Here is a 20,224-nt window from a genome sequence, read left to right as displayed (position 1 = left end):
CACGGATTCGGACATGACACATCGAGTGGGCCTTGTGGTCTTCGAGGGCGTGACCATGCTCGACGTCAGCGGCCCCTCGGAGGTTCTGCACCAGGCGGGCCGGCACACCGACGGCTACGAGCTGGTGCTGGTCTCGCCGGAGGGCGGGACGGTCACCACCTCCGCCGGGCCCGCGCTCACCGGCACGGTCCGGGCGGCGGACGCGGGCCCCGTCGACACGGTCCTGGTCGCGGGCGGCGACCGGCTGGCCGACCGGCCGATCGAGGGCGGGCTGCTGGCCACGGCCCGTGACCTCGCCGAGCGGGCCCGCCGGGTCGCCTCGGTGTGCACCGGCGCGTTCGTGCTGGGCGAGCTGGGCCTGCTCGACGGCCGCCGCGCCACGACCCACTGGCGGCACGCGGCCGCGTTCGCCCGCCGTTTCCCGCGGGTGCGGGTCGAGCCGGACGCCATCCATGTCCGCGACGGACGGTACGTCACCTCGGCGGGCATCAGCGCGGGCATCGACCTCACCCTCGCCCTGGTGGAGGACGACCACGGCGCCGACGTGGCCCGCGACATCGCCCGCGAACTGGTCGTCTTCATGCAACGCCCGGGCGGGCAGTCCCAGTTCTCCACGGCCATCAGCACCCCGCCGGCCCGCAGCGGCCTCCTGCGCACCGTGATCGCGTCCGTGGTCGCCGACCCGGCCGCCGATCACAGCCTGCCCGCTCTGGCCGCGTCGGCCGCCGTGAGCCCGCGCCATCTCGCCCGGCTGTTCCGGGCCGAACTGGGCACCACGCCCGCCCGCTGGGTCGAGCGGGTCCGGCTGGACCGCGCCCAGCAACTGCTCCTGGAGGGCCACAGTGTCACCGCGGCCGCGCTCCACAGCGGCCTGGGCACCGACGAGACCCTCCGCCGTGCCTTCGCCCGCCAGTTGGGCACGACTCCGTCCCACTACCGCAGCCGCTTCGCCTCCACCCGCGGCAGCCGGGAGTAGCCGGTACCGGCCACGCGCTCACAGCTGGAGCGGCAGGTGACGGGGGCCGCGCAGCATGGCGTTCTGGCGGTAGGGAGGCGGGTCCTGGACCAGGCTCGCGGTGCCGAGCAGAGGGAGCAGCGCGGTCAGTGCGGTCCGGGCCTCGATGCGGGCCAGCGGTGCGCCGAAGCACAGGTGGATGCCGTTGCCGAAGCCGAGGTGTTCGTTGTCCGGGCGGTTGGGGTCGAACCGGTCGGGGTCGTCGAACCGCCGGGGGTCGCGGTTGCCCGAGGCCAGCGCCAGGATGACGGGGGTGCCCCGGGCCAGGGTGGTGTCGCCGACGGTGATGTCGGCGAGCGGGATGCGTTCGCGCATGTGGACCGGGGGTTCGTAGCGCAGGAGTTCCTCGACCGTGCGCGGCATCAGGCCGGGTTCGCGGCGGAGGAGGTCCAGGTGCTCGGGTCCGCGCAGGAACGTGAGCACCCCGTTGGTGATGAGGTTGACCGTCGTCTCGTGTCCCGCGATGAGCAACAGGATGGCGGTCTCGGCGAGTTCCTCCTGGGTGAGCCGCAGGGCCGGGTCCGGCTCGTTCACGAAAGCGGCGAGCAGGTCGTCGCCCGGCTCGCCACGGCGCTGCTCGGCGAGGTTCACGAGATACCCGCCCAGCTCGGTCCGTGCCTTCTCGCCCGCCTCGCGCTTCCCGGCCGAGTCGCCGTCCTCGGGTCTGAGGTCGGCCGATTCGACCAGCACGTCGGACCACGCCCGGAAGAGCGGCTCGTCCTCGCGGGGCACGCCGAGCAGCCGGCAGATCACCGTGACGGGCAGCGGGTAGGCGAAGTCGTCGACGACGTCGATCTGCCGGCCCGCCTCGAAGGATGCCAGCAGTTCCCTCGTGATCCGGTCGATCTCGTCGCGCATCGCGTCGACGTGCCCCGGGCTGTGCGGTGGTCCGAAGGGGCGCATGGTCAGCGTGCGCAGCCTGTGGTGTTCCGGGTCGTCGAGCCGCAGGAACGGCGGCTTGGGCGTCACCCGGCCACCGGTGCGGGGATCGGCGCTCATCCGCGGGTCGTGCAGCAGGGCGGCGACGTCGTGGTAGCCGCCGACCAGGAAGCTGCCGTCCGCCTGCCGGACCGCGCGGCCGGCCTCCCGGAGTTCCGCGTACAGGGGGTAGGGGTCGGGGCGGCTGGCGTAGTCGGTGATCCGCGCCAGCAGGGTCTCGGACTCCATGGTGGCTCCTCGGAGTGGGAGTCGTGGACGGACGCGGATCAGCGCGTCGGCGGCACCACGGCGAGTCGGCGGTCGGGCAGGTATCCGGTGAGCGCCACGGTGGGGCCGTGCGAGAGCACGGAGGGATCCGGCACGTCGGAGGGGACCGGGACGTCGGCGGCGAGTGCCCGGTCCGCCGCGCCGGGCGGGGGCGGGAACGGAGCGGCTGTCTCGATCATGTGCCGGTAGTAGTCGAGCGACTTGGCCATGTCGACGGTGACCGCGGCGGTGACCCGCCCCTGGTAGCCGTAGACCATGACCAGGCGGCGCGCCTCCAGCGACCCCTGGGCGATGACCACGTGGTCCGAGTAGGTCGGCACGCCCACCGACTTGATGTTGAGCCCGAACTGGGTCGACCAGAACGTCGGGATGGCCAGGTGGGGGCGTTGCAGCGGCCCCGGATTGACCATGTTGTGGGCGGCCACCGCGGCCTGTTCGACCGCGTTGCCCCAGTGTTCCAGGGAGAGCATCTGGTAGCCGAACAGCGGGTGGGGGAAGCGGGAGACGTCCCCCGCCACGAAGACGTCGTCGGTGACGATCCCGTACATGGTGAAGGCGCGGCATCCGGCGTCGCAGGCCACGCCGCGCGGTCCCGCCGCCAGCCCGGAATCGGCCAGCCACTCGACGTTGCGGACCGCGCCGAGCGCCACGACGCAGACGTCGGCGTCGACGCGGGTGCCGTCGGACAGCTGCGCGCCGGTGAACGCGCCCTTCCCGTCGCCGTGCAGGGCGGTGACCGTCACGCCGGTGCGCAGGTCGACGCCGTGGTTGCGGTGCATGACGGCCGCGAGCTTCGACAGGGTGCCGCCGAGGGCGCCCACGAGCGGCGCGGGGCCGCGTTCGGTGACGGTGACGGCCAGTCCGCGTTCCCGGCAGGCGGAGGCGATCTCCGAGCCGGTGAAGCCGCCGCCGATGACCAGGACCCGTTCCGGTCCGGCGGCCAGCCGCTCGGCGAGTCCCCGGGCGTCCTCGCTGGTACGCAGGGTGAACACCCCGTCCAGGGCGCCTTCCTCGGGGTTGGGCCAGGGCCGGGCGCGGGTACCGGTGGCGATCAGCAGCCGGTCGTACGGGAGCGACTCGCCGTCCTCCAGGCGCACTTGTCCCGCTAGCAGGTCCACGCCGCAGGCCCGCACCCCGAACCGCCAGTCGGCCTCCGGATCGCGGCGCATCGGCAGTCCGGTGGTGTCCGCCGTGGCCTGCCCGAGCAGCACCTGTTTGGACAACGGCGGCCGGTCGTAGGGCGGATGGGGTTCGTCCCCGACCACGGTCAGCGAGCCGGTGAAGCCCTGGTCGCGCAGCCCCTCCGCGGCCCTCAGCCCCGCCAGCGACGCGCCGACGACGACGACACGGCCGTCCTTCAGGTCATCGCGCACCGCCGCTCACCTCTTCCCCGAGGAGGATCGCCTGCACCGGGCACGCGGCCACGGCCTCCCGCACCCGATCGACCTGGTCGTCGGGGACGGCCGTGGCGTACAGCAGCCCCTCGTCCCCGTGCAGCTCGAACACCTGCGGTGCGAGGAAGACGCACTGTGCATAGCCCTGGCAGCGTGTGAGGTCCACAACGACTTGCATCCCCACCACTCCCTCCGTTGCCGCGCCCCCCTCGTTTCCCGCCCCTCATGTCCAGCATGGAGCCAGACCAGGACTCCCGCACGCCACGCTGCCGGGGCACCGGGACGGGCCGTGACACGCCCGGCCTGGCGCCCGTGCACGTACCGCGGTGACGGCGTCAGGTGCGGCCCTTGTTCCGTGCGGCCCACAGGCGGGCGTGGCTCCCGTCCGCGGAACGGGGTCCGTGGGGGCGGCCGTGTTCGGCGTGCCGGCCAGGCGGCGGGTGACGGGGATTCGCCGAGCCGGCGCGTGCTGAGGAGCAGCGAGGCAGGCGCCAGGTCCCGGCGGCAAGCTGACACACCGTCACCGGGACGTCGCCCAGGGCGGCTTCGACGCGGCAACTACTGGCCACGGGCGTGATCGACAGGGACGGACCGGCGGTGAGCTTCACGCCCTCTCGTCCTCTCCGTCCTCCTCGTGCGTACGCACCACCTCACCGTCGCGGATCTCCCCGCGCCAGCCGTCGGCGTCCTCGGCGGAGAGCGTGACGAAGCGCTGGAAGTGTTTGGTGTCCAGCCGCAGTCGGCGTCCCTGGGGGCACAGGTTGCCGGTCTTCTCGAAGAAGCCGCAAGGGCAGTACTCGACGACGAGCACGATGTGGGTGAGCGTGGGCGCCACCTCATGGAAACTGACATTCCCGGGTGCTGCCTCTGGCGCCGTCCGACGTCCACACCGTGCGCTCGCCCGTTACCTGTTCCTGGATGGTCGCGTTCCACGAACGCGTGGACGGGCCCACTCTCACCTTCCAGTCGCTGCTGGTCCCGTCCCCCCTGCGACACACTGCGCACGCCTTTGGCGAAGGAGCTGAACTGCGAACTGCTCTTCGCCTTCTCCTTGCCACCCGCGACGTCCGCGAGATGCTCCGTCTGTGCGCCGGGGTGGTCGACGAACTCCTCGCGCAACCGGTCGAGGCGCGATGCCTCGTCCCGCCCGTTCTTTGGTGCCGTCCTCACCACGGCCTACCTCCGCCGCGCGGACGCCTTTTTGGCCGTCGTCCCTTTCGGGACAGTCTTCTTGGCGGCGGCCTTCTTCGACGCGGTCTTCCTGGCAGGAGCGGCGGTCTTCTTCGACGCGGCCTTTCCCGCCGGAGGTGCGGCCCTCTTCGCCGGGGACTTCCGGGCCGGAGCCGACTTCTTCGCGGCCGTCTTCTTGGCGGGCTGCGCCTTCTGGGCGGTGGGCCTGCGTGCGGCGGCCTTGTGTGCGGGGGCCTTGCGAGGCGCGGACGGCCGCGCGGACGTGCGGCGGCCGGGCGGCTCCTCCGAGGTGTCCTCGGCCCGGTGACCGGACCTCCGGTGCCCAGGCCTGAACCTCTTGGGCCTGGGCTCCTCTTCTTCCTCCGCCTCCTCCAACTCCTCGTCCTCAGGCTCCTCTTCCTCCTCCTCTCCCTCCTCGCCGTCGCCCTCGTTCTCGTACTCTCCTTCCTCCTCCTCTTCCTCTTCCTCCTCCGGCTCGTACTCCTCTTCGTCGCTCCCCTCGTCCCCCTCCTCCCTCTCGCTTCCGACGCGTGCGGTCCGCTCGTGCAAGGCGTCTGCCAGATCGGCGAGTTTGCGGTCGGCGGCCGCGACGAGGGCCTTCCTGCCAACGTCCTTGAATTCGCCGCGCAGTTGCTCGTTGAGGTCGGCGACCTGGGGAATCTCCTGGAGCTTTCGCAGTCCCTCGGTGACCAGTTGCTGGGGTTCGAGGCCGAAACGCCGGCCGGCGAGGTAAGTGGCCAGGCCGAAGGCGAGCCTTCCCTTTTTGGCGCGACCGAGGACGTAGCCACCGGCGACCGCGGCAGCGAGACTGATTTTCGTCGAATTGTTCATCGATCGTTCCCTCCGGCGAGCCGCTGTACGGCCGCACGGCGACGCGCGGCCGTCATGGGCCCGTCGCAGCACTGCTTCAAGATGTATATGCTGAAATAGTACATTTTGTTGATATCGGAGTGCCGCTCCAGTGACGGAGTTGGGAACATGCCCGCGTCTGACAAGAACGGCACGGGAAGAGGCAGACGCCCCTCCCCCAAAGACGACACCGCTCGCAGCGCTGACGGCGTCGGCGCCCGGAAACCTGTCAAACGTTCGGCAGCCTGGGCGATGCGCTCCGCCGCCGGGCAACTGGAGGAACTTCTCGGGCGCACCCCCGAATCGGTTTCGGCAATCAAACCGACCGAGGAGGGATGGGAAGCCGACGTCGAGGTACTCGAACTGGAACGAATACCCGAGACCACCAGCGTCCTCGGCACCTATCACGTGACGCTGAGTGCGAGAGGTGAACTGCTGGCGTACGAACGGATCCGCCGCTACACCCGCGGCCAGATCGACCGGCGCCGCTGATATGCACAAGGGGGGTGAAGGGAGGGCACCATGACTGTGGTGCCACAGGGCGGCAGCGGTGTCTCGCGCGGCAGCACGAGCAGTCTGTACGACGTCCTGGAGCTGATTCTCGACCGCGGCCTGGTCATCGACGTCTTCATCCGTGTGTCCCTAGTCGGTATCGAAATCCTCAAGATCGACATACGCATCGTCGTGGCCAGCGTCGACACCTACCTCCGCTTCGCCGAGGCGTGCAACCGCCTGGACCTCGAATCGGGCAGCAAACAGCCCACCAAGCTCACCGACCTCGTCGGCGAGATGACCGAAGGCGGGGCCGCGGGCAAGTCCAAGGGCGCCCTGACCGGTGCGGTCGAGGCCGTCAAGGACACCCTGACCGGCGGCGAGGAAGAAGAGGACGAGGAGGAGCCCCGGCCGCGACGGCGTCGGCCGACCACCACGGCTTCCCGGCGGCGGAGGGAATGACCATGGCCGTCTACGTGTACTCCATCACCTCGGCGGACCACCCGATGAGGCTCCACGGCGTCCACGGCGTCGGCGAGCCGCCCGCCGCGCTGCGCACGGTGACCGCCGGAGGTCTGTGTGCGGTCGTCAGCGAGACGCCCGAGGGCCTGCGAGCCCGACGGCGCGACGTCCTGGCCCATCAGCAGGTCCAGGAGCGGCTGATGGCCGACGGCGCCGTGCTGCCGCTGCGGTTCGGCATGACGGCCGAGGACGACGACGCCGTTCGCACGGTCCTGGAGGGCAGGGCCGCCGAGTACGTACAACGGCTGCGATCGCTGGACGGCACCACCGAGTACAACCTGAAGTGCTCGTGGGAGGAGGAGGCCATGCTGCGCCGGATCCTGTCGGAGTCCGACGAGGCCCGCGAGCTCAACACCGCGATCCGGGGCGGCTCCGGCACCCCGCAGATGTCACTCGAGCTCGGCGAACTGGTCGCCCAGGAAGCCGAGGCGCGACAGGAGGCTCTCGCCAAGGGCATCGTCGAGGCGCTGCACCCGTACGTGTGCGACGAGAGCCGCTCCGCCCCCCGCGGCGAGGACTTCCTCAGCGTCTCTTTCCTGGTCCCGGCGGACAAGGAGGAGATGTTCCTGGCCACCGAGATCAGCCTGGCCAACCAGCTCGGCGGGGACTGCGCGATCCGGCTGTACGGACCGCTGCCCCCGTACAGCTTCGTGTGAAAGGTACGGCTCATGGGCTTGCTGACTCAGCTCCTCACCCTTCCGCTCGCGCCGGTACGGGGCGTGGGATGGGTCGTCGACCGGGTGGTCGAGGCCGCCGAACGGGAGTACTACGACCCCGAACCCGTCGAGCGTGAACTGGCCGCGCTGGAAAGAGACCTGCTGGAGGGCCGCATCGACCAGGCGGACTTCGACGAGCGCGAGGACCTGCTCCTCGACCGTCTGGAAGAGATCGCCGCCTACCGGCGGGGCGACGCCCCTCCCTGAGCTGGAATCGAGGTACCCGAGGTGTCGGAACCCCCCGCCAACCGGCTGAGCACCTACCCATCCCGGGCAACGGCCCCGTACAGCAACGACCACGGCTCCTCGGCGAACCTTGCCGACATCCTGGAACGCGTCCTGGACAAGGGCATCGTCATCGCCGGGGACATCCGCATCAACCTCCTCGACATCGAGTTGCTCACCATCAAACTCCGGCTGATCGTCGCCTCCGTCGACAAGGCCCGGGAAATGGGAATCGACTGGTGGGAGCATGATCCGTCGCTCTCCTCCCATGCCGGAGGCGAGCACGCCCTGGCCGAAGAGAACAGAAGGCTGCAGGCGGAGATCGAGGCATTGCGGGGCCGGCGGGCTCTGTCCGGCGACAAGACACGGCCGGCCGAACGGCGCGCCCGCCGCGGCACTCCCCCGCCCGACGCGGGGACCGGGGTGAGTGATGACTGAGACAGTCGCCTACGCCTACGCCGCCCTGTTCCCCGTCGAGGGCCTCGGCACGGCCCTGCGCGGCGTGGCAGGTGTGGCGGGGGCACCCGTCCGCCTGGTGCCGGCAGACTCCGGCGGGACACCGGCGGCAGCGGTCAGTTCGGTACCTGCCCAGGACTTCCGGGAAGACGCCCTGCGCCGCCATCTGGAGCACCTGGACTGGCTGGAGACGGTCGCCCGCGCCCACCACAACGTGATCGAGGTCCTGGCCGCACACACGACCGTGCTGCCGTTGCGGCTCGCCACGGTGTACCTGGACGACGAGCGGGTGGAGGCGATGCTGCGGGAGCAGACGGACGCGTTCTCGCGTGCCCTGCGCCGGCTGGCGGGGCACCTCGAATGGGGCGTGAAGATCTACGTCGAGCCTCCGCCGGACCCGCGGCCCACCGATGCGCCCGTGGCGGCCGGCCCGGCCGACGGGCTCAGTCCGGGCCGGGCCTACCTCCGCGCCCGCCGCTCCCAGCGGCACCTGCGCGACGAGTCCTACCGGGCCGCCCGGGAGGCTGCCGAACGGGTGGCGGAGATCGGCCGCACGATGGCGGCCGACCACGCCAGGCACCGGGTTCAGCAGGGGGAACTCGCCGTCGGCGCCGGTGAGAACGTGGTCAACGACGCCTACCTGCTCCCGCGCGAGGCGGCAGCGGAATTCCGTAGCCGGATCCTGGACGCCGTCCGGGACCTGCCCGGCGTACGCGTCGACGTCACCGGCCCCTGGGCGCCGTACTCCTTCGCCGTCCCGCCCGGGGCCCAGCCCCCCGCCATGGACCGGACACCATGAACGAGGTACAGCGGCTTCCCGAGGCCGAGCCGCTGGCGCAACGCCAGGTGGCCCTCGTCGACCTGCTCGACCGCCTGCTCAGTGGCGGCGTCGTCGTCACCGGGGATCTGGTGCTGTCGATCGCCGACATCGACCTGGTCCGGATCTCGCTGCGGGCTCTGATCGTCTCCGTGAGCGCGCAGAACCCGTCACCATGGACGGCACCGGCAGGCCCGGAGGGCGCTCCGTGACGGGCGCGGACGCCGGGCGGACGCCCAGGCCGCCGGACCGCCTGGCCGAGGTCGCCGACGCGGCCACCCGGGCCTTCCGGCTGCTGCCCGCCGTACCGGACGACATCGCGGCGGCCCGGCAGCCGGGGCCGCCGCAACCCGCCCGCCGCATCAGCACCGACCCCGACACCGTCGAGCGAGACCTCGTCCGGCTCGTGCTCACCCTGGTCGAACTGCTGCGGCAGCTCATGGAGCGCCAGGCACTGCACCGTGTCGACCAGGGGGACCTCACCGAGGAGCAGGAAGAACGGCTGGGCTCCACCCTCATGATCCTCCACGACCGCATGTCCGAGCTGTGCGCCGACCACGGCCTGACCATGGAGGACCTCAACCTGGACCTCGGCCCGCTGGGAACACTTCTCCCGCCCGCGCACCCCGAGGGGCGGTCCTGAGCGCGGAGCGGCCCGTCGGCCACCGGATGCCGGCCGCCGGGCCGTTTGACCGTCCGAGGCGGGGTACTCGCAGTGGTGCACGAATCCCCCGAGCGGCAAGGACGGTGAATGACGATGGCCGGAGGGCAGAAGGCCAAGGGCAAGATGGAAGAGGCCACCGGAAAGGCCAAGGAGACGGTCGGGAATGCCGTGGGCAACGAGCGGATGACGGCCGAGGGGCAGGCCAAGAAATCCAAGGGCGCGGCGCGTCAGGCCAAGGAGAAGACGAAGGACATCTTCAAGCACTGACGAGACCGGTCACGAGCGGGATCTCCTGGTGGGGATCCCGCTCCTTCACGCACTGCCGGAGCACGCGGTGGCCGGCAGTTCCCTGGCGGTTCCGGAAGACGAGGAGATCATGGCCGTACGACATCCTGCCGAGAGGGGCAGAGGGAGATTCGAGCACTTCGCCGAATCCGCCTCGAACATGACGAGCTCGCCCGCGTTCTACGTGTTCTGCATGCTCCTCGTGGCCTTCTTCGTAGCCGCGCACGCCGCCCATCTGGCACTTTCCCAGCAGATGCTGGCCGGCGACCTGATGACGTGCGTGACGTTGCTGCTGCTGGCGTTGCTGAAGAACTCGGAGCGCCGGGCCGAGCGCGCCGTCCAGCGGAAGCTCGACGCGATCATCGCGGCGCTCCTGGAACAGAGCGACGGCGAAGCACGCGGTGTCCGGCAGGACCTGCGGAAGGCGATCCGGATGGAAGAAGACCTCTGACACCGTGGTCCCGGCCCGCGACGGGCTCATGCCCGGTGTTCTTCGCGCTCGTGGTCGTGCTGGAGCAGGAGGGCGAGCAGTCCGGCGACGGGGAGGCCGCCCTCCGCCGGATGGCGGAGACTGGTGTCCGGCTGGATGCGGTACGTGTTGCTCCGGCCCTCGCGGGTGTGGGTGAGATACCCCTCGGACTCCAGGTCGGTGATGATCTTCTGGACCGCCCGCTCGGTGAGCCGGCAGCGCGCCGCGATGTCACGGATGCGGGTGGACCGGTCCTCCGCGATGGCGACCAGCACGCGGGCGTGATTGGTGAGAAACGTCCAACCGGTGTGTGGCTTCGGTGCCTCAGTTGCTTGCCCCATGCTCCCAGGCTAGACGTGTTGTTCGCGCATCCAGAAGACTGAAAGTCTATTCAGGTGTCCCTTGATGTGTAATCGGCCGGCGGGCAAGTCCTGTGGAGAGATCGGGCCGTCTCTTCCGCTCCGGGCGGCGGAGGACGCCCGGAGCGGAAGAGACGGAGGACGCCCTGAGCGACGACGAGACCAAGGACGCCCGGGGTGCGGACGACCTCGTGGCCGAGGCGGCTCGGCTGCGGCGCGCCATGCGTACGTGCCCGGCCATGGACCAGGCCACGGGCGTACTGATGGCGACCTCCTCCCTCGACACGGAGGACGCGTGGGCCGTGCTGGTCACGGTCTCCCGGAACAAACACGAACACCAAGCTGCACCAGGTCGCCGAGGAGGTCCTGACGGCCCTGCAGGGCGACTCACCGCCCGACGGATTCCGGACCCAGGTCGCCTCCGCGCTGAGCGCGCTGCGCACCGACGAGGGCGGCGCGCCGGATGACCGGCCCGAGCCGCGCCGCGGTCGCGCCCCGCGAGGGGACGGCGGCTCAGTCCTCACCCCGCACGACGTTCCAGTCGTCCCCGCGCCGCGGCCGGCCCGCGGTGCCGTCGGTCGTCGCGCGCACCCAGGTGCGTATGCCCTTGCCGCGCAGGCGGCGTGCCTTCGCCCAACCCGTCTCGGATCCGCGGACGCTGCCCGTCTTCATGGCTTCCATGGTCACGGCTTCTCGTCTTCTCTCTGCCCGGCCCCGTTCCGGCCCGGCGCGTAGGAACTCCCCCGTCGTCTCCCCCATGGCACTCACCCCGGCCGGGTCCCCACTCGGCACACCCGGAAACGCCGGGACAAGGCCGCCGTCGCCGGACGAAAGGACCCGAGGACGTGGATGTGTACGAGGCCGTGCGCAGTCGAAGGGCCGTGCGGGCGTTCAGTGACGAGCCGGTGCCCAGAGAGGTGCTGGAACGGGTTCTGGCCACGGCGACCCGGGCTCCGTCGAGCGGGAACCTGCAGCCGTGGCACGTCTACGTCGTGGCAGGCGGCCCCCTGGCCGAACTGAAGAGACGTGCGACGGCCAGGGCGCTGGCGGGAGATCCCGGTGACGAGCGGGAGTATCCGATGTATCCGGCCGAACTGGTCCCGCCGTACTTGGACCGTTTCTCGGCCGCCGCCGCGCAGCGGTACGAGGCACTGGGGATCGAGCGCGACGACCCCGGCAGGCCCATGAAGGTCGCCGCCCTGAACACGGAGGCGTTCGGGGCTCCGGTCGTGTTGTTCTGCTACCTCGACCGGACGATGGGCCCAGGTCAGTGGGGGGACGCGGGGATGTACCTGCAGACGGTCATGCTGCTGCTCAGAGCGGAAGGGCTGCACAGCTGCCCTCAGGTGATGTGGACGATGTACCGCAGGACCGTGAGCCGGGCGGTCGGCGCCGATGAGGGCCTCGTCCTGTTCTGCGGTGTGTCGGTCGGCTTCGAGAAGGAGGACGCACCCCTGCCGCGCACCGGGCGCGCGAGCATCGGGGAGACGGTGAGCTTCGTCGGCGCGTGACCGACCGGTCCGACGCGGCGCCCACCGGCCGGGACGGCCGGTGGGCGCCGGGCGGGGTTCACGCCGAGGTGTCGTCGTGGGTGACAGTGACGACGATCTTGCCGACCTGGCCGTTGGCCGCCATGTAGCGGTGGGCCTCGGCGATGTCCGCGAGGTCGAAGGTGCGGTCGACGACCGGCGCGAAGGCGCCGGAGGCGAGGCCCGCGTTGACGAAGGCGACCGCGCGGCGCAGGCGTTCGGGGTCGGTGGTGATCTCGAAGAGCGTGTACGTGCTGCTGGTCAGCGCCGGGAAGGACTGCGCGTTCGGCAGCGGGGTGGGGCGCGGGTCGAGGGCGCCGTAGACCACCAGGAACCCGCCGGGGGCGATGCCCTGGGCGAGGGTCTCGACGCCGGGTCCGGCGACCGGGTCGAAGGCCAACCGGACGCCCTCGCCGCCGGTGATCTCCTTGATCCGGGCGGGCAGGTCCTCCTCGTCGGTGACGATCACGTGGGCGGCGCCCGCGTCCAGGAGGCGCTCCCTCTTGCCGGGGCCACGCGTGGTGGCGATCGGGATCGCGCCGACGTGGCGGGCGATCTGGAGGGCGGCCAGGCCCACACTGCTGGAGGCCGCGGAGATGAGGACGTGGTCGCCGGGACGCACCCGGCCGCTCTCGGCGAGGGGCCCGTAGGCGGTGATGTAGGCCATCCAGACGGCCGCCGCCCGCACGGGCTCGACCTCGGCGGGGCGGGGCACGACGGCAGAGGCGGGGACGATGACGTGATCGCCGTAGGTGCCGTAGTCGGTCTGCAGGAACTGCGGCACGACCGCGACCGGGTCACCCTCGGCGCGACCGGTGACCCCCTCACCGACCGCCTCGACGACGCCGGCGGCCTCGTAGCCCAGCGTGGAGGGGAAGACCGGGTCGTAGAAGTAGCCGCCCTCCCGGTACATGATCTCGGCGCGGTTCAGACCGATCGCGTCGACACGGATCCGTACCTCTCCCGCGCCGGGGGCACCGACCTCGACGTCACGGAGGGTCAGGACCTCGGGTCCGCCGGTCTGATCGAACTGTACGAGTCGTGCCATGGTGCATCCGTCCTCGGGACAGGGATGAGGGGAGTCGCGCCGGTACGAACTCGGCGTCATCACCCACCCTGCCCCAAGCTTCGATGACCGTCAAATTTCGAGATTCGTCAAAGTACTGTCGGCCGGCCGGCTCAGGCGGCGCTCGCCCCTTCCTCCGCGGTCGCGGCGGCCAGCACGGCCGTCAGCAGGCCGGGAAATCGCCGCTCCATCTCCTCGGCGCGGAGCGTGTTCATCTTGGCCGTCCCGACGTAGTACTGCCGGATCACACCGGCCTCGCGCAGCACGTTGAAGTGGTGGGTCAGCGTCGAGAGCGACACCGGCGCCTGGAACGTCCCGCAGCTCAGGTCCTCGCCCGCGCCGGCCAGCTGCGTCACCACCATGCGCCGCACCGGGTCCACCAGCGCCTCCAGCGCCTGCTGGAGCGAGACCTCCGACAGCTCGGGGTGCTCCACTGTGCGTGCGGCGGTACGGGGGCGGGCCACGGTGGCTCCTCGGGGTGACTTCGGGACGGTCACGTCATAGTACGACCGTCATCGAAACCACCGGCGGGCCCAAGATCACTCCCCGGCCTCCGGCGACACGGGCCCGTCGGCCTTCAGGAGCCGGAAGTCCGCCCTGTCGTAGCGGTGCCCGTTGACCTGGAGCTGCACGGCGTGCGCGCCCGGATAGTAGACGCGGGTGGTGAGGGGACGGAACGAGTGGCTCCGAGTCAGGTCGGCCGACTCTCCGGGGCCCAGGCGGCGCTTGGCGAGCTTGAACACCTTCGGCGCCGGCCTGCCGTTCGCCTTGAGGTGATGGACGACATAGTCGATGGCGAGGGAGACCGGTCCGTCCGAGACGTTGGTGATGCGCGCGGTGAAGACGAGGTCTCCGCCCATGGGCACATCGGTCTTCGACAGCAGCGGGCCCACCACCTTCACGTCCTCGCCGCCGCCGTGGAACCCGACCAGCTCCAGGGCGGCCGGCTCGCCCTTCTTCACGAGGGTCCGCATCGCGTGCCGGACCAGGGCGGGGGTGGTGGACTCCGGCTTGCGCAGCCAGCGGGCGGCGGCCTCGGCGGCGAGTGCGGCGTCCAGCCGCGAGACGTCGTTGAGGTGGTTCGCCACCGACCGGCGCACGTCCGGCGAGGCGTCCGTGTACAGCCTGTCCAGCACGGGGAGCGTGACCGCCGGGTCGCGGTTGAGGGCGGCCACCTGCCGGGCCCAGGGCAGTTTGGGGCGGGTGCCCTCGCTCGCCAGCCTGCGTACGGCCGGATCCGGGGAGCCGGTCCAGGTCAGGGCGGTGGCGAGGGTACGGTCCAGGTCCGCGACGAGGAAGGTGCGCAGCGCGAACTCACCGGTCAGGCGGGGCGTGAGCCGCGCCAGCAGGTCGAGGCCGTCGTCGAAGTGCCGGCCGGTGCCAGAGGCGGTGGCGCCGACGGCGACGGCCTCGCTGACCGGCCAGATCATCCAGCCCGTCAGATCGGCCCGGGTGAGGGACCGTCGTACCGCCTGGGCCAGTTGCTCGTAGTCACGGCCGCAGTCGGCCAGGAGCGCGTCGCCCACCGTCCGGGCCCGCTCGCTGAGGCCCAGCGGGTGAAGCAGCGCCGCACTGTCCGCGACGGCCTGCCAGCGCGACGCGACGGGGGCGGCCTCCTGGAGGATGCCGGACAGGCGGCGGATGCCGTCGGGACTGATCAGCTCGTCCGCGGTGGGCACGTCTCCTCCAGGGTGCGGTGTCAGGGTCGAAGAAGGTTACTTCACCCGGCCGTACGCCCGGCCCCGGGTCAGAGGTTGATCATGTGGCCCGCGAGGCCGTGCAGGGCGTCCTGGACCGCCTCGCTCAGGGTGGGGTGGGCGTGGACGTTGCGGGCGAGTTCGGTCACCGTGAGGTCCCATTTCTGGGCCAGTGTCAGCTCGGGCAGGAGCTCGGTCACGTCCGGGCCGATCAGGTGGCCGCCGAGGAGTTCGCCGTAGCGTGCGTCGCTCACCAGTTTCACGAACCCGGCCGTGTCGCCGAAGCCGTGGGCCTTGGCGTTGGCCGTGAAGGGGAACTTCGCCACACGTACGTCGAAGCCCTCGGCACGGGCCTGGGCCTCGGTCCAGCCGAAGCTGGCGATCTGCGGCTGGCAGAACGTGGCCCGCGGGATCATGCGGTAGTCCAGCTCCATGGTCTCCGCGCCGGCGATGCTCTCGGCGGCGACGATGCCCATCGCCTCGGCGGTGTGCGCCAGCATCAGCTTCGCCGTGACGTCACCGATGGCGTAGATGTGCGGTTGGCTGGTACGGCAGTACCCGTCGACGTCGATGGCTCCGCGCTCGGTGAGCCGTACCCCGGTGGCGGCCAGCCCGTAGCCGGCCGTGCGCGGCTGGAAGCCGGTGGCCTGCAGGATCTTGTCCGCCTGGAGCACCTGTTCGGTGTCGCCCTGCCGGACGGTCACCCGGACGTCGTCCTCGGTCTCCTCGATGCCCTGCACGGCTGTCGAGGTCAGCACCCGGATGCCCTGCCGTTTGAAGCGCCGGGTGAGTTCGGCGGAGACCTCCTCGTCCTCCAGCGGCGCGATCCGGTCCAGGAACTCCACCAGCGTCACCTCGACGCCGTAGGACCGCAGCAGATAGGCGAACTCGACGCCGATGGCGCCCGCACCCGCGATGACCAGGCTGGCGGGCAGGCTGTCCGAGAGGATCTGCTCCTCGTAGGTGACGACGCGCCGGCCCAGGGCCGTGCCCGGCAGCAGCTTCACGGTCGAACCGGTGGCGATGATGCAGGAGCGGAAGGTGAGTGCCGTCTCCCCGTCCCGCATCCGCACCTGCAGGGTGTGCGGGTCGAGGAAGGTGCCCTGCCCCTCGAACTGCTCGATCTTGTTCTTGCGCATCAGATAGCCGACGCCCTTGACGCGTCCGTCGGCCACCACCCGGCTGCGCTCGTAGGCGGCGCGGTAGTCCAGGCCCACCTCGCCACTGATCTTCACGCCGAACTTCTCCGCGTCGTGCAGGATCAGCTGGGCCACCTCCGCGTTGCGCAGCAGCGCCTTCGCCGGGATGCACCCGATGTTCAGGCAGACACCGCCCCAGAACCGGCCCTCCACGACGGCGGTGCGCAGGCCCAGCTGGGCGGCCCGGATCGCGGCCACGTAGCCGCCCGGCCCGGCCCCGAGAACGACGACATCGAAGTCGGTTTGCATGGCTCTCCTCACCACTGGGTCGGGTCGGTCAGCGCACTGCACCGCCGCACGATCAGACGGTGCCGTAGAGGAGATCCAGCGGCCCGGACAGTGCGGCGCGAACCTTTCGGGTCGTCTCGTCGACCAGCACCTCGGGCTCGTCACGGGCGATGGCGTCCATGGTCTGCGACGCCACCTCGGCCGGGTCGATCTTCGGGCCCTCGATCTCCGTGGTGGCGTCGGTCTCCACATAGCCGACGTGCACACCGACGACCAGGGTCCCCTGGTCCCGCAGGGCGAGGCGCAGCGCGTTGGTCAGCGACCACTGTGCGGACTTGGACGCCGCGTAACTGGGGAAGCGGCTGTTCGCCCGCCAGGAGGCCACGGACAGCATGTTCACCAGGGCTCCGCCGCCGTTGGCCGCGAGGACCGGCGCGAAGGCCCGGGAGACGGCCCAGGTGCCGAGATAGTTCACCTCCAGCTCCCGCCGCGCCCCGTCCAGGGAACCGCCTGCCAGCAGGGGCGGTCCGCCCTGGATGCCCGCGTTGTTGATCACGATGGTGGCGTCGGACGCGGTCCGGGCGGCGGCCTCGACCTGGTCGTCGTCGGTGACGTCGAGGCGCAGCGGTTCCAGTCCGGGCTCGGTGAGGTCCTCGGGCCGGCGGACGCCCGCGTACACCTTGGACGCGCCCCTGGCCAGCAGCGCGCGCGAGAACGCCAGGCCGATCCCGCGGTTCGCTCCGGTCACCAACGCGACCGATCCCTCGATCTTCATGGTCGGACACCTCGTCTCGGCGCAGGGACCCCGTCATGACCAGTCAAAGCGCACCGGGCATCGCTGTCCACGCGGCCCGTACCCGGCCGCTCGCGGTTGGGGCGATCCCGCACGGCCACCGTCAGCTGAGTCTTTTGATGAGACTCTATCCGCCGAGACTCGTTATCGTGAGGGCATGAAACGGACGTCGTTCGCCACGTGGCCGTGCTCCATCGCACGGACCGTCGATCTGTTGGGTGACCGCTGGACTCCGCTGGTGGTGCGGGAAGCGTTCTACGGGATCCGCCGCTTCGACGACTTCCAGCGGGAACTGGGCATCGCCCGCAACACGCTGACCGACCGGCTGCGTCACCTGGTCGAGGAGCGGATCCTGGAGAAGCGGCAGTACGAGGCCGAGCCGCCGCGCTACGACTACGTCCTCACGGAGAAGGGGCGGGACCTGTTCACGGTGCTCGCCGCGATGTCCGCGTGGGGCGACCGGTGGCTTGCCGGGGAGCGCGGGGTCCCCGTGGTGTTCCATCACGACGCGTGCGACCACGACACCACGGCCGAGGTGGTCTGCGCCCACTGCCGGACCCCGCTGCGGGCCGAGGAGACCTCGATGCGGATGGGGCCCGGCTATCCCGAGCGGCTCAGGCAGCGGCCGGACGTACGACGGCGGTTCGGTACCGACTGAACTCGGCGCGCTCCCTTGACATGGTGAGTCTCATGACGCAACTCTGAGGGTCAGACGCTTGACGGCAGGGAGGCCGACGATCTTGGAGTGGACGGGCGCACGCTACGCGGACAAACCGACGGTCGAGGTGCGGACCTGGATCGACGCCCCACCGGAGCGGGTGTGGGCCCTGGTCAGCGACATCGAACTGATGCCGGAGATGAGCGAGGAACTCCGGTCCGTCACCTGGCTGGACGGCGTGGCCGGACCCGAGGTGGGCGCCAGGTTCGTCGGCCGCAGCGAGCACGAGGCGTTCGGCACCTGGGAGACCACGTCCCAGGTGATCGAGTGCGAACCGGGGTCGGTGCTCGCCTGGGCCGTCGAGGACCCCGCCGCTCCCTCCGCGGTCTGGCGGTTCCGGCTGCGCCGCGAGAACGGCGGGACCGAACTGTCGCAGTGGATGCAGCTCGGGCCGGGCCGGTCGGGGCTGTCCGTGGCGATCGACCGGATGCCCGACAAGGAGCAGAAGATCGTGTTCGTACGACTGCGGGAGTTCGAGCGCAGCATCACCGCCACCCTCACGCAGATCAAGCAGCGGGCGGAGGCGTGATGCGGACAGCCACCACGATCGAGGCCTCGGGCGGCGAACACTGGTCCCAGCTGAGCGACTTCGTCGTCGAGGCGGAGAAGCTGGGCCTGGACGTCTGCTGGGTCGCCGAGGCCTGGGGTTCCGACGCGCCTTCCGCGCTCGGCTACTACGCGGCGCTCACCGACCGGATGCTGCTCGGCTCCGGCGTCATGCAACTGGGCACCCGGACGCCGACAGCCGTGGCCCAGACGGCCGTCACCCTCTCCAACCTGTCCGGCGGGCGCTTCCTGCTCGGCCTCGGCGCCTCCGGCCCGCAGGTGATCGAGGGACTGCACGGTGTGCCCTTCGCCCGGCCGCTGCGGCGCATGCGCGAGACGGTGGAGATCGTGGGGCGGGTGCTCGACGGTGGTCGACTGTCCTATTCCGGCGCCGAGTTCAACGTTCCGCTGCCCGGCGGCGAGGCCGTGCCGATGCGGCTGTCGATGCGCGCCGAGCACCGGATCCCGGTCTACCTCGCCGCCCTGTCACCGGCCATGCTGCGCCTGACCGGTGAGGTCGCCGACGGCTGGCTCGGCACCAGCTTCGTGCCCGAGGGCGCGGCCGACGCCTACTTCGCCCCTCTCGACGAGGGCCTGGCCCGCGGCGGCCGGACCCGCGCCGACCTGGACGTCTGCCAGGGGGCCGAGGTCGCCTTCGCGCCAGACGAGGAGGCGCTCGGCGCGATGGTCGCCGGCCGCAAGAAGGAACTCGCCTTCAGCCTCGGCGGCATGGGGTCGGCGTCCACCAACTTCTACAACGGCGCCTACAGCCGCCAGGGCTGGGCCGAGGTCGCCGCCGAGGTGCACGAACGCTGGCAGGACGGCGACCGCGACGGCGCGGCCGCCCTGGTGACCGACGAGATGGTGCTCGCTACGACGCTGATCGGCACCGAGACCATGGTGCGCGAGCGGCTGGCCGTCTGGCGCGACGCGGGCGTGGACATGGTACGGCTCTATCCGGCCGGTGAGACCCTCGAGGAGCGGCTCGCCACCCTGGGCCGGGCGATCGAGCTGGTCCACGAGGTCGACGGGGCCGCCTGAGCGGACGACGCCGCGCCGGAGGGCGGCCGGAGGCCGCGCCCGGCACCGGCGTCTCAGACCTCCGGAGCCGTGGCGCGCAGACCGTCCAGCAGGGCGGTCAGGATGCGGGTCAGCCGGGGCTCGACGTCGACCACCGCGTGCGCCAGCTCCGGGTGGCTTTCGTAGAGTTCACGAAGTCCGGTGCCGGGCGCGGCCATCTGCCACAGCGCCCCGGCCATGCCCGTGGCGGTGGCGATCACGTCCACGGCCGCGCCCTCGCCGATCCCCAGCAGCCCGCGCAGCACAGTGGCGATCGAGGCGACCTCGGCGAGCGCGATCGTCTTGAACCCGTAGGCGGAGTCGAGCGACACGTTGCGCTCCAGGTTCAGCGGCGCCTGGGCAAGCAGGTCACAGAAGAACGGCCGCGCCACCAGCGACCGGGCGAGGGCGGCCGCGATCTCGTCATGACCGGCGCCGGTGAGCTCACCCAGCCGTGCGCGCAGCGCCGCCGACCATTCCTGCCAGCCTTCGCCGGTGAGCGTCAGAAAGATCTGCTCCCGCGTCTCGAAGTACCGCAGCATGGCGGACTTGTGCATGCCGACGGCGGCGGCGATGTCGGTCAGCGTGACCTCGCGCACGCTGCGCCCGGTGCCGAGCGACCGGGCGGCGTCGAGGATCTCCCGTTCACGCTGCTGCTTGGCCGCCGCACTGCGGGCACGCTGAGGACGGTTCGAACTCACGCGCGGAATATTAGCACAACCCAGTTGC

28 protein-coding genes and 1 pseudogene are annotated in these 20,224 nt (G+C 71.1%); 16 read left to right on the top strand and 13 right to left on the bottom strand.

Going from position 1 to position 20,224, the window contains the following annotated elements; genetic code table 11:
- Positions 1-13 precede the first annotated feature (13 nt).
- The gene (locus tag ACZ4O3_RS23435) at positions 14-976 is read left to right on the top strand and encodes a GlxA family transcriptional regulator (RefSeq protein WP_467724037.1); all 963 of its coding nucleotides are present in this window, start codon (positions 14-16) and stop codon (positions 974-976) included.
- 18 nt (positions 977-994) lie between these two features.
- Here the strand turns inward: ACZ4O3_RS23435 and ACZ4O3_RS23430 are convergent, their stop codons facing one another.
- The 5 genes and pseudogenes from ACZ4O3_RS23430 to ACZ4O3_RS23410 all read right to left on the bottom strand — a co-directional run bounded on the left by ACZ4O3_RS23430 (position 995) and on the right by ACZ4O3_RS23410 (position 5,637).
- Positions 995-2,182, bottom strand: a complete 1,188-nt coding sequence (locus tag ACZ4O3_RS23430) for a cytochrome P450 (RefSeq protein WP_362731639.1) — start codon at positions 2,180-2,182, stop codon at positions 995-997.
- A 38-nt stretch (positions 2,183-2,220) separates the two neighbouring features.
- Entirely contained in the window at positions 2,221-3,594 is a 1,374-nt protein-coding gene (locus tag ACZ4O3_RS23425; RefSeq protein WP_467724036.1) for an NAD(P)/FAD-dependent oxidoreductase, read from the bottom strand.
- Entirely contained in the window at positions 3,584-3,793 is a 210-nt protein-coding gene (locus tag ACZ4O3_RS23420) for a ferredoxin (protein ID WP_362725911.1), read from the bottom strand. The genes ACZ4O3_RS23425 and ACZ4O3_RS23420 overlap by 11 nt, the downstream gene beginning before the upstream one ends.
- A 429-nt stretch (positions 3,794-4,222) precedes the next feature.
- Positions 4,223-4,644, bottom strand: a pseudogene (locus ACZ4O3_RS23415) (SRPBCC family protein); the annotation flags it as partial.
- 147 nt (positions 4,645-4,791) lie between these two features.
- Positions 4,792-5,637, bottom strand: coding sequence for a histone protein (locus ACZ4O3_RS23410; protein ID WP_467724034.1), 846 nt, complete (start codon positions 5,635-5,637; stop codon positions 4,792-4,794).
- A gap of 147 nt (positions 5,638-5,784) precedes the next feature.
- On the opposite strand from ACZ4O3_RS23410, the gene ACZ4O3_RS23405 reads away from it, so the two are divergent.
- From ACZ4O3_RS23405 to ACZ4O3_RS23360, 10 genes are all read left to right on the top strand, one after another.
- Positions 5,785-6,147 (top strand): gas vesicle protein GvpO, encoded by a 363-nt coding sequence (locus ACZ4O3_RS23405; RefSeq protein ID WP_362725905.1) that lies wholly within the window; start codon positions 5,785-5,787, stop codon positions 6,145-6,147.
- A gap of 30 nt (positions 6,148-6,177) precedes the next feature.
- Positions 6,178-6,609: a gas vesicle structural protein GvpA gene (locus ACZ4O3_RS23400; RefSeq protein WP_362725902.1), complete on the top strand. Its 432-nt coding sequence runs from the start codon at positions 6,178-6,180 to the stop codon at positions 6,607-6,609.
- A gap of 2 nt (positions 6,610-6,611) precedes the next feature.
- The gene (locus tag ACZ4O3_RS23395) at positions 6,612-7,325 is read left to right on the top strand and encodes a GvpL/GvpF family gas vesicle protein (protein ID WP_362725899.1); all 714 of its coding nucleotides are present in this window, start codon (positions 6,612-6,614) and stop codon (positions 7,323-7,325) included.
- A 12-nt stretch (positions 7,326-7,337) separates the two neighbouring features.
- On the top strand, positions 7,338-7,592 hold the full coding sequence (locus ACZ4O3_RS23390; RefSeq protein ID WP_467724031.1) for a gas vesicle protein GvpG: 255 nt from the start codon (positions 7,338-7,340) through the stop codon (positions 7,590-7,592).
- A 21-nt stretch (positions 7,593-7,613) separates the two neighbouring features.
- Positions 7,614-8,048, top strand: a complete 435-nt coding sequence (locus ACZ4O3_RS23385; protein WP_467724029.1) for a gas vesicle protein — start codon at positions 7,614-7,616, stop codon at positions 8,046-8,048.
- A complete protein-coding gene (locus tag ACZ4O3_RS23380) occupies positions 8,041-8,865 on the top strand; it encodes a GvpL/GvpF family gas vesicle protein (RefSeq protein ID WP_467724027.1) in 825 nt (274 codons plus the stop codon). Before ACZ4O3_RS23385 ends, ACZ4O3_RS23380 begins: the two co-directional genes overlap by 8 nt.
- Positions 8,862-9,095 carry a gas vesicle protein gene (locus ACZ4O3_RS23375; protein ID WP_362725890.1) on the top strand — a complete coding sequence of 78 codons (234 nt, stop codon included), beginning with the start codon at positions 8,862-8,864 and terminating at the stop codon, positions 9,093-9,095. The genes ACZ4O3_RS23380 and ACZ4O3_RS23375 overlap by 4 nt, the downstream gene beginning before the upstream one ends.
- Positions 9,059-9,526, top strand: a complete 468-nt coding sequence (locus ACZ4O3_RS23370) for a gas vesicle protein K (RefSeq protein WP_467724025.1) — start codon at positions 9,059-9,061, stop codon at positions 9,524-9,526. Before ACZ4O3_RS23375 ends, ACZ4O3_RS23370 begins: the two co-directional genes overlap by 37 nt.
- Before the next feature lie 114 nt (positions 9,527-9,640).
- Positions 9,641-9,814, top strand: a complete 174-nt coding sequence (locus ACZ4O3_RS23365; RefSeq protein ID WP_362732380.1) for a CsbD family protein — start codon at positions 9,641-9,643, stop codon at positions 9,812-9,814.
- A gap of 28 nt (positions 9,815-9,842) precedes the next feature.
- Entirely contained in the window at positions 9,843-10,283 is a 441-nt protein-coding gene (locus ACZ4O3_RS23360; RefSeq protein ID WP_362732382.1) for a low affinity iron permease family protein, read from the top strand.
- Between the two features lie 26 nt (positions 10,284-10,309).
- Here the strand turns inward: ACZ4O3_RS23360 and ACZ4O3_RS23355 are convergent, their stop codons facing one another.
- Positions 10,310-10,642 (bottom strand): helix-turn-helix transcriptional regulator, encoded by a 333-nt coding sequence (locus tag ACZ4O3_RS23355; protein ID WP_362732384.1) that lies wholly within the window; start codon positions 10,640-10,642, stop codon positions 10,310-10,312.
- A 92-nt stretch (positions 10,643-10,734) separates the two neighbouring features.
- Here ACZ4O3_RS23355 and ACZ4O3_RS23350 point away from each other — a divergent pair, with 92 nt between their 5' ends.
- Positions 10,735-11,127, top strand: coding sequence for an ANTAR domain-containing protein (locus ACZ4O3_RS23350; RefSeq protein WP_467724023.1), 393 nt, complete (start codon positions 10,735-10,737; stop codon positions 11,125-11,127).
- 46 nt (positions 11,128-11,173) lie between these two features.
- Here the strand turns inward: ACZ4O3_RS23350 and ACZ4O3_RS23345 are convergent, their stop codons facing one another.
- Positions 11,174-11,341 carry a hypothetical protein gene (locus tag ACZ4O3_RS23345; protein WP_467724021.1) on the bottom strand — a complete coding sequence of 56 codons (168 nt, stop codon included), beginning with the start codon at positions 11,339-11,341 and terminating at the stop codon, positions 11,174-11,176.
- Between the two features lie 164 nt (positions 11,342-11,505).
- On the opposite strand from ACZ4O3_RS23345, the gene ACZ4O3_RS23340 reads away from it, so the two are divergent.
- Positions 11,506-12,171, top strand: a complete 666-nt coding sequence (locus tag ACZ4O3_RS23340; RefSeq protein ID WP_467724019.1) for a nitroreductase — start codon at positions 11,506-11,508, stop codon at positions 12,169-12,171.
- Between the two features lie 58 nt (positions 12,172-12,229).
- Here the strand turns inward: ACZ4O3_RS23340 and ACZ4O3_RS23335 are convergent, their stop codons facing one another.
- The 5 genes from ACZ4O3_RS23335 to ACZ4O3_RS23315 form a co-directional block, all read right to left on the bottom strand.
- Positions 12,230-13,237, bottom strand: coding sequence for a zinc-dependent alcohol dehydrogenase family protein (locus ACZ4O3_RS23335; protein ID WP_467724017.1), 1,008 nt, complete (start codon positions 13,235-13,237; stop codon positions 12,230-12,232).
- A 131-nt stretch (positions 13,238-13,368) separates the two neighbouring features.
- Complete coding sequence (locus tag ACZ4O3_RS23330; protein WP_362720505.1) at positions 13,369-13,719, bottom strand: ArsR/SmtB family transcription factor; 351 nt, start codon at positions 13,717-13,719, stop codon at positions 13,369-13,371.
- A 75-nt stretch (positions 13,720-13,794) separates the two neighbouring features.
- Positions 13,795-14,934 (bottom strand): DNA alkylation repair protein, encoded by a 1,140-nt coding sequence (locus ACZ4O3_RS23325; protein WP_467724015.1) that lies wholly within the window; start codon positions 14,932-14,934, stop codon positions 13,795-13,797.
- A gap of 68 nt (positions 14,935-15,002) precedes the next feature.
- The gene (lpdA, locus tag ACZ4O3_RS23320) at positions 15,003-16,400 is read right to left on the bottom strand and encodes a dihydrolipoyl dehydrogenase (RefSeq protein WP_362720511.1); all 1,398 of its coding nucleotides are present in this window, start codon (positions 16,398-16,400) and stop codon (positions 15,003-15,005) included.
- Between the two features lie 52 nt (positions 16,401-16,452).
- Complete coding sequence (locus tag ACZ4O3_RS23315; RefSeq protein WP_362720514.1) at positions 16,453-17,154, bottom strand: SDR family oxidoreductase; 702 nt, start codon at positions 17,152-17,154, stop codon at positions 16,453-16,455.
- A gap of 175 nt (positions 17,155-17,329) precedes the next feature.
- Here ACZ4O3_RS23315 and ACZ4O3_RS23310 point away from each other — a divergent pair, with 175 nt between their 5' ends.
- The 3 genes from ACZ4O3_RS23310 (at position 17,330) to ACZ4O3_RS23300 (ending at position 19,477) form a co-directional block, all read left to right on the top strand.
- Positions 17,330-17,830 (top strand): winged helix-turn-helix transcriptional regulator, encoded by a 501-nt coding sequence (locus ACZ4O3_RS23310; protein ID WP_362720516.1) that lies wholly within the window; start codon positions 17,330-17,332, stop codon positions 17,828-17,830.
- An 82-nt stretch (positions 17,831-17,912) separates the two neighbouring features.
- Positions 17,913-18,419, top strand: a complete 507-nt coding sequence (locus ACZ4O3_RS23305; protein WP_362720519.1) for an SRPBCC family protein — start codon at positions 17,913-17,915, stop codon at positions 18,417-18,419.
- Positions 18,419-19,477 (top strand): LLM class flavin-dependent oxidoreductase, encoded by a 1,059-nt coding sequence (locus ACZ4O3_RS23300; protein ID WP_467724013.1) that lies wholly within the window; start codon positions 18,419-18,421, stop codon positions 19,475-19,477. The genes ACZ4O3_RS23305 and ACZ4O3_RS23300 overlap by 1 nt, the downstream gene beginning before the upstream one ends.
- 53 nt (positions 19,478-19,530) lie before the next feature.
- Here ACZ4O3_RS23300 and ACZ4O3_RS23295 read toward each other — a convergent pair whose 3' ends face one another.
- Positions 19,531-20,196: a TetR/AcrR family transcriptional regulator gene (locus ACZ4O3_RS23295; RefSeq protein WP_362720525.1), complete on the bottom strand. Its 666-nt coding sequence runs from the start codon at positions 20,194-20,196 to the stop codon at positions 19,531-19,533.
- Between the last annotated feature and the right edge of the window lie 28 nt (positions 20,197-20,224).

The organism is Streptomyces sp. NPDC026515, from assembly GCF_055567595.1.
The sequence above is the reverse complement of the archived record's forward strand: the minus strand, read 5'-3'. Positions and strand labels throughout refer to the sequence as shown.

What these genes read in the sequence shown, in the direction of transcription:
- ACZ4O3_RS23435 (WP_467724037.1), top strand. Translation starts at nt 14, where the DNA reads ATGACACATCGAGTGGGCCTTGTGGTCTTCGAGGGCGTGACCATGCTC.
- ACZ4O3_RS23430 (WP_362731639.1), bottom strand. Translation starts at nt 2,182, where the DNA reads ATGGAGTCCGAGACCCTGCTGGCGCGGATCACCGACTACGCCAGCCGC.
- ACZ4O3_RS23420 (WP_362725911.1), bottom strand. Translation starts at nt 3,793, where the DNA reads ATGCAAGTCGTTGTGGACCTCACACGCTGCCAGGGCTATGCACAGTGC.
- ACZ4O3_RS23410 (WP_467724034.1), bottom strand. Translation starts at nt 5,637, where the DNA reads ATGAACAATTCGACGAAAATCAGTCTCGCTGCCGCGGTCGCCGGTGGC.
- ACZ4O3_RS23405 (WP_362725905.1), top strand. Translation starts at nt 5,785, where the DNA reads ATGCCCGCGTCTGACAAGAACGGCACGGGAAGAGGCAGACGCCCCTCC.
- ACZ4O3_RS23400 (WP_362725902.1), top strand. Translation starts at nt 6,178, where the DNA reads ATGACTGTGGTGCCACAGGGCGGCAGCGGTGTCTCGCGCGGCAGCACG.
- ACZ4O3_RS23395 (WP_362725899.1), top strand. Translation starts at nt 6,612, where the DNA reads ATGGCCGTCTACGTGTACTCCATCACCTCGGCGGACCACCCGATGAGG.
- ACZ4O3_RS23390 (WP_467724031.1), top strand. Translation starts at nt 7,338, where the DNA reads ATGGGCTTGCTGACTCAGCTCCTCACCCTTCCGCTCGCGCCGGTACGG.
- ACZ4O3_RS23380 (WP_467724027.1), top strand. Translation starts at nt 8,041, where the DNA reads ATGACTGAGACAGTCGCCTACGCCTACGCCGCCCTGTTCCCCGTCGAG.
- ACZ4O3_RS23375 (WP_362725890.1), top strand. Translation starts at nt 8,862, where the DNA reads ATGAACGAGGTACAGCGGCTTCCCGAGGCCGAGCCGCTGGCGCAACGC.
- ACZ4O3_RS23370 (WP_467724025.1), top strand. Translation starts at nt 9,059, where the DNA reads ATGGACGGCACCGGCAGGCCCGGAGGGCGCTCCGTGACGGGCGCGGAC.
- ACZ4O3_RS23365 (WP_362732380.1), top strand. Translation starts at nt 9,641, where the DNA reads ATGGCCGGAGGGCAGAAGGCCAAGGGCAAGATGGAAGAGGCCACCGGA.
- ACZ4O3_RS23355 (WP_362732384.1), bottom strand. Translation starts at nt 10,642, where the DNA reads ATGGGGCAAGCAACTGAGGCACCGAAGCCACACACCGGTTGGACGTTT.
- ACZ4O3_RS23345 (WP_467724021.1), bottom strand. Translation starts at nt 11,341, where the DNA reads ATGGAAGCCATGAAGACGGGCAGCGTCCGCGGATCCGAGACGGGTTGG.
- ACZ4O3_RS23335 (WP_467724017.1), bottom strand. Translation starts at nt 13,237, where the DNA reads ATGGCACGACTCGTACAGTTCGATCAGACCGGCGGACCCGAGGTCCTG.
- lpdA (WP_362720511.1), bottom strand. Translation starts at nt 16,400, where the DNA reads ATGCAAACCGACTTCGATGTCGTCGTTCTCGGGGCCGGGCCGGGCGGC.
- ACZ4O3_RS23315 (WP_362720514.1), bottom strand. Translation starts at nt 17,154, where the DNA reads ATGAAGATCGAGGGATCGGTCGCGTTGGTGACCGGAGCGAACCGCGGG.
- ACZ4O3_RS23310 (WP_362720516.1), top strand. Translation starts at nt 17,330, where the DNA reads ATGAAACGGACGTCGTTCGCCACGTGGCCGTGCTCCATCGCACGGACC.
- ACZ4O3_RS23300 (WP_467724013.1), top strand. Translation starts at nt 18,419, where the DNA reads ATGCGGACAGCCACCACGATCGAGGCCTCGGGCGGCGAACACTGGTCC.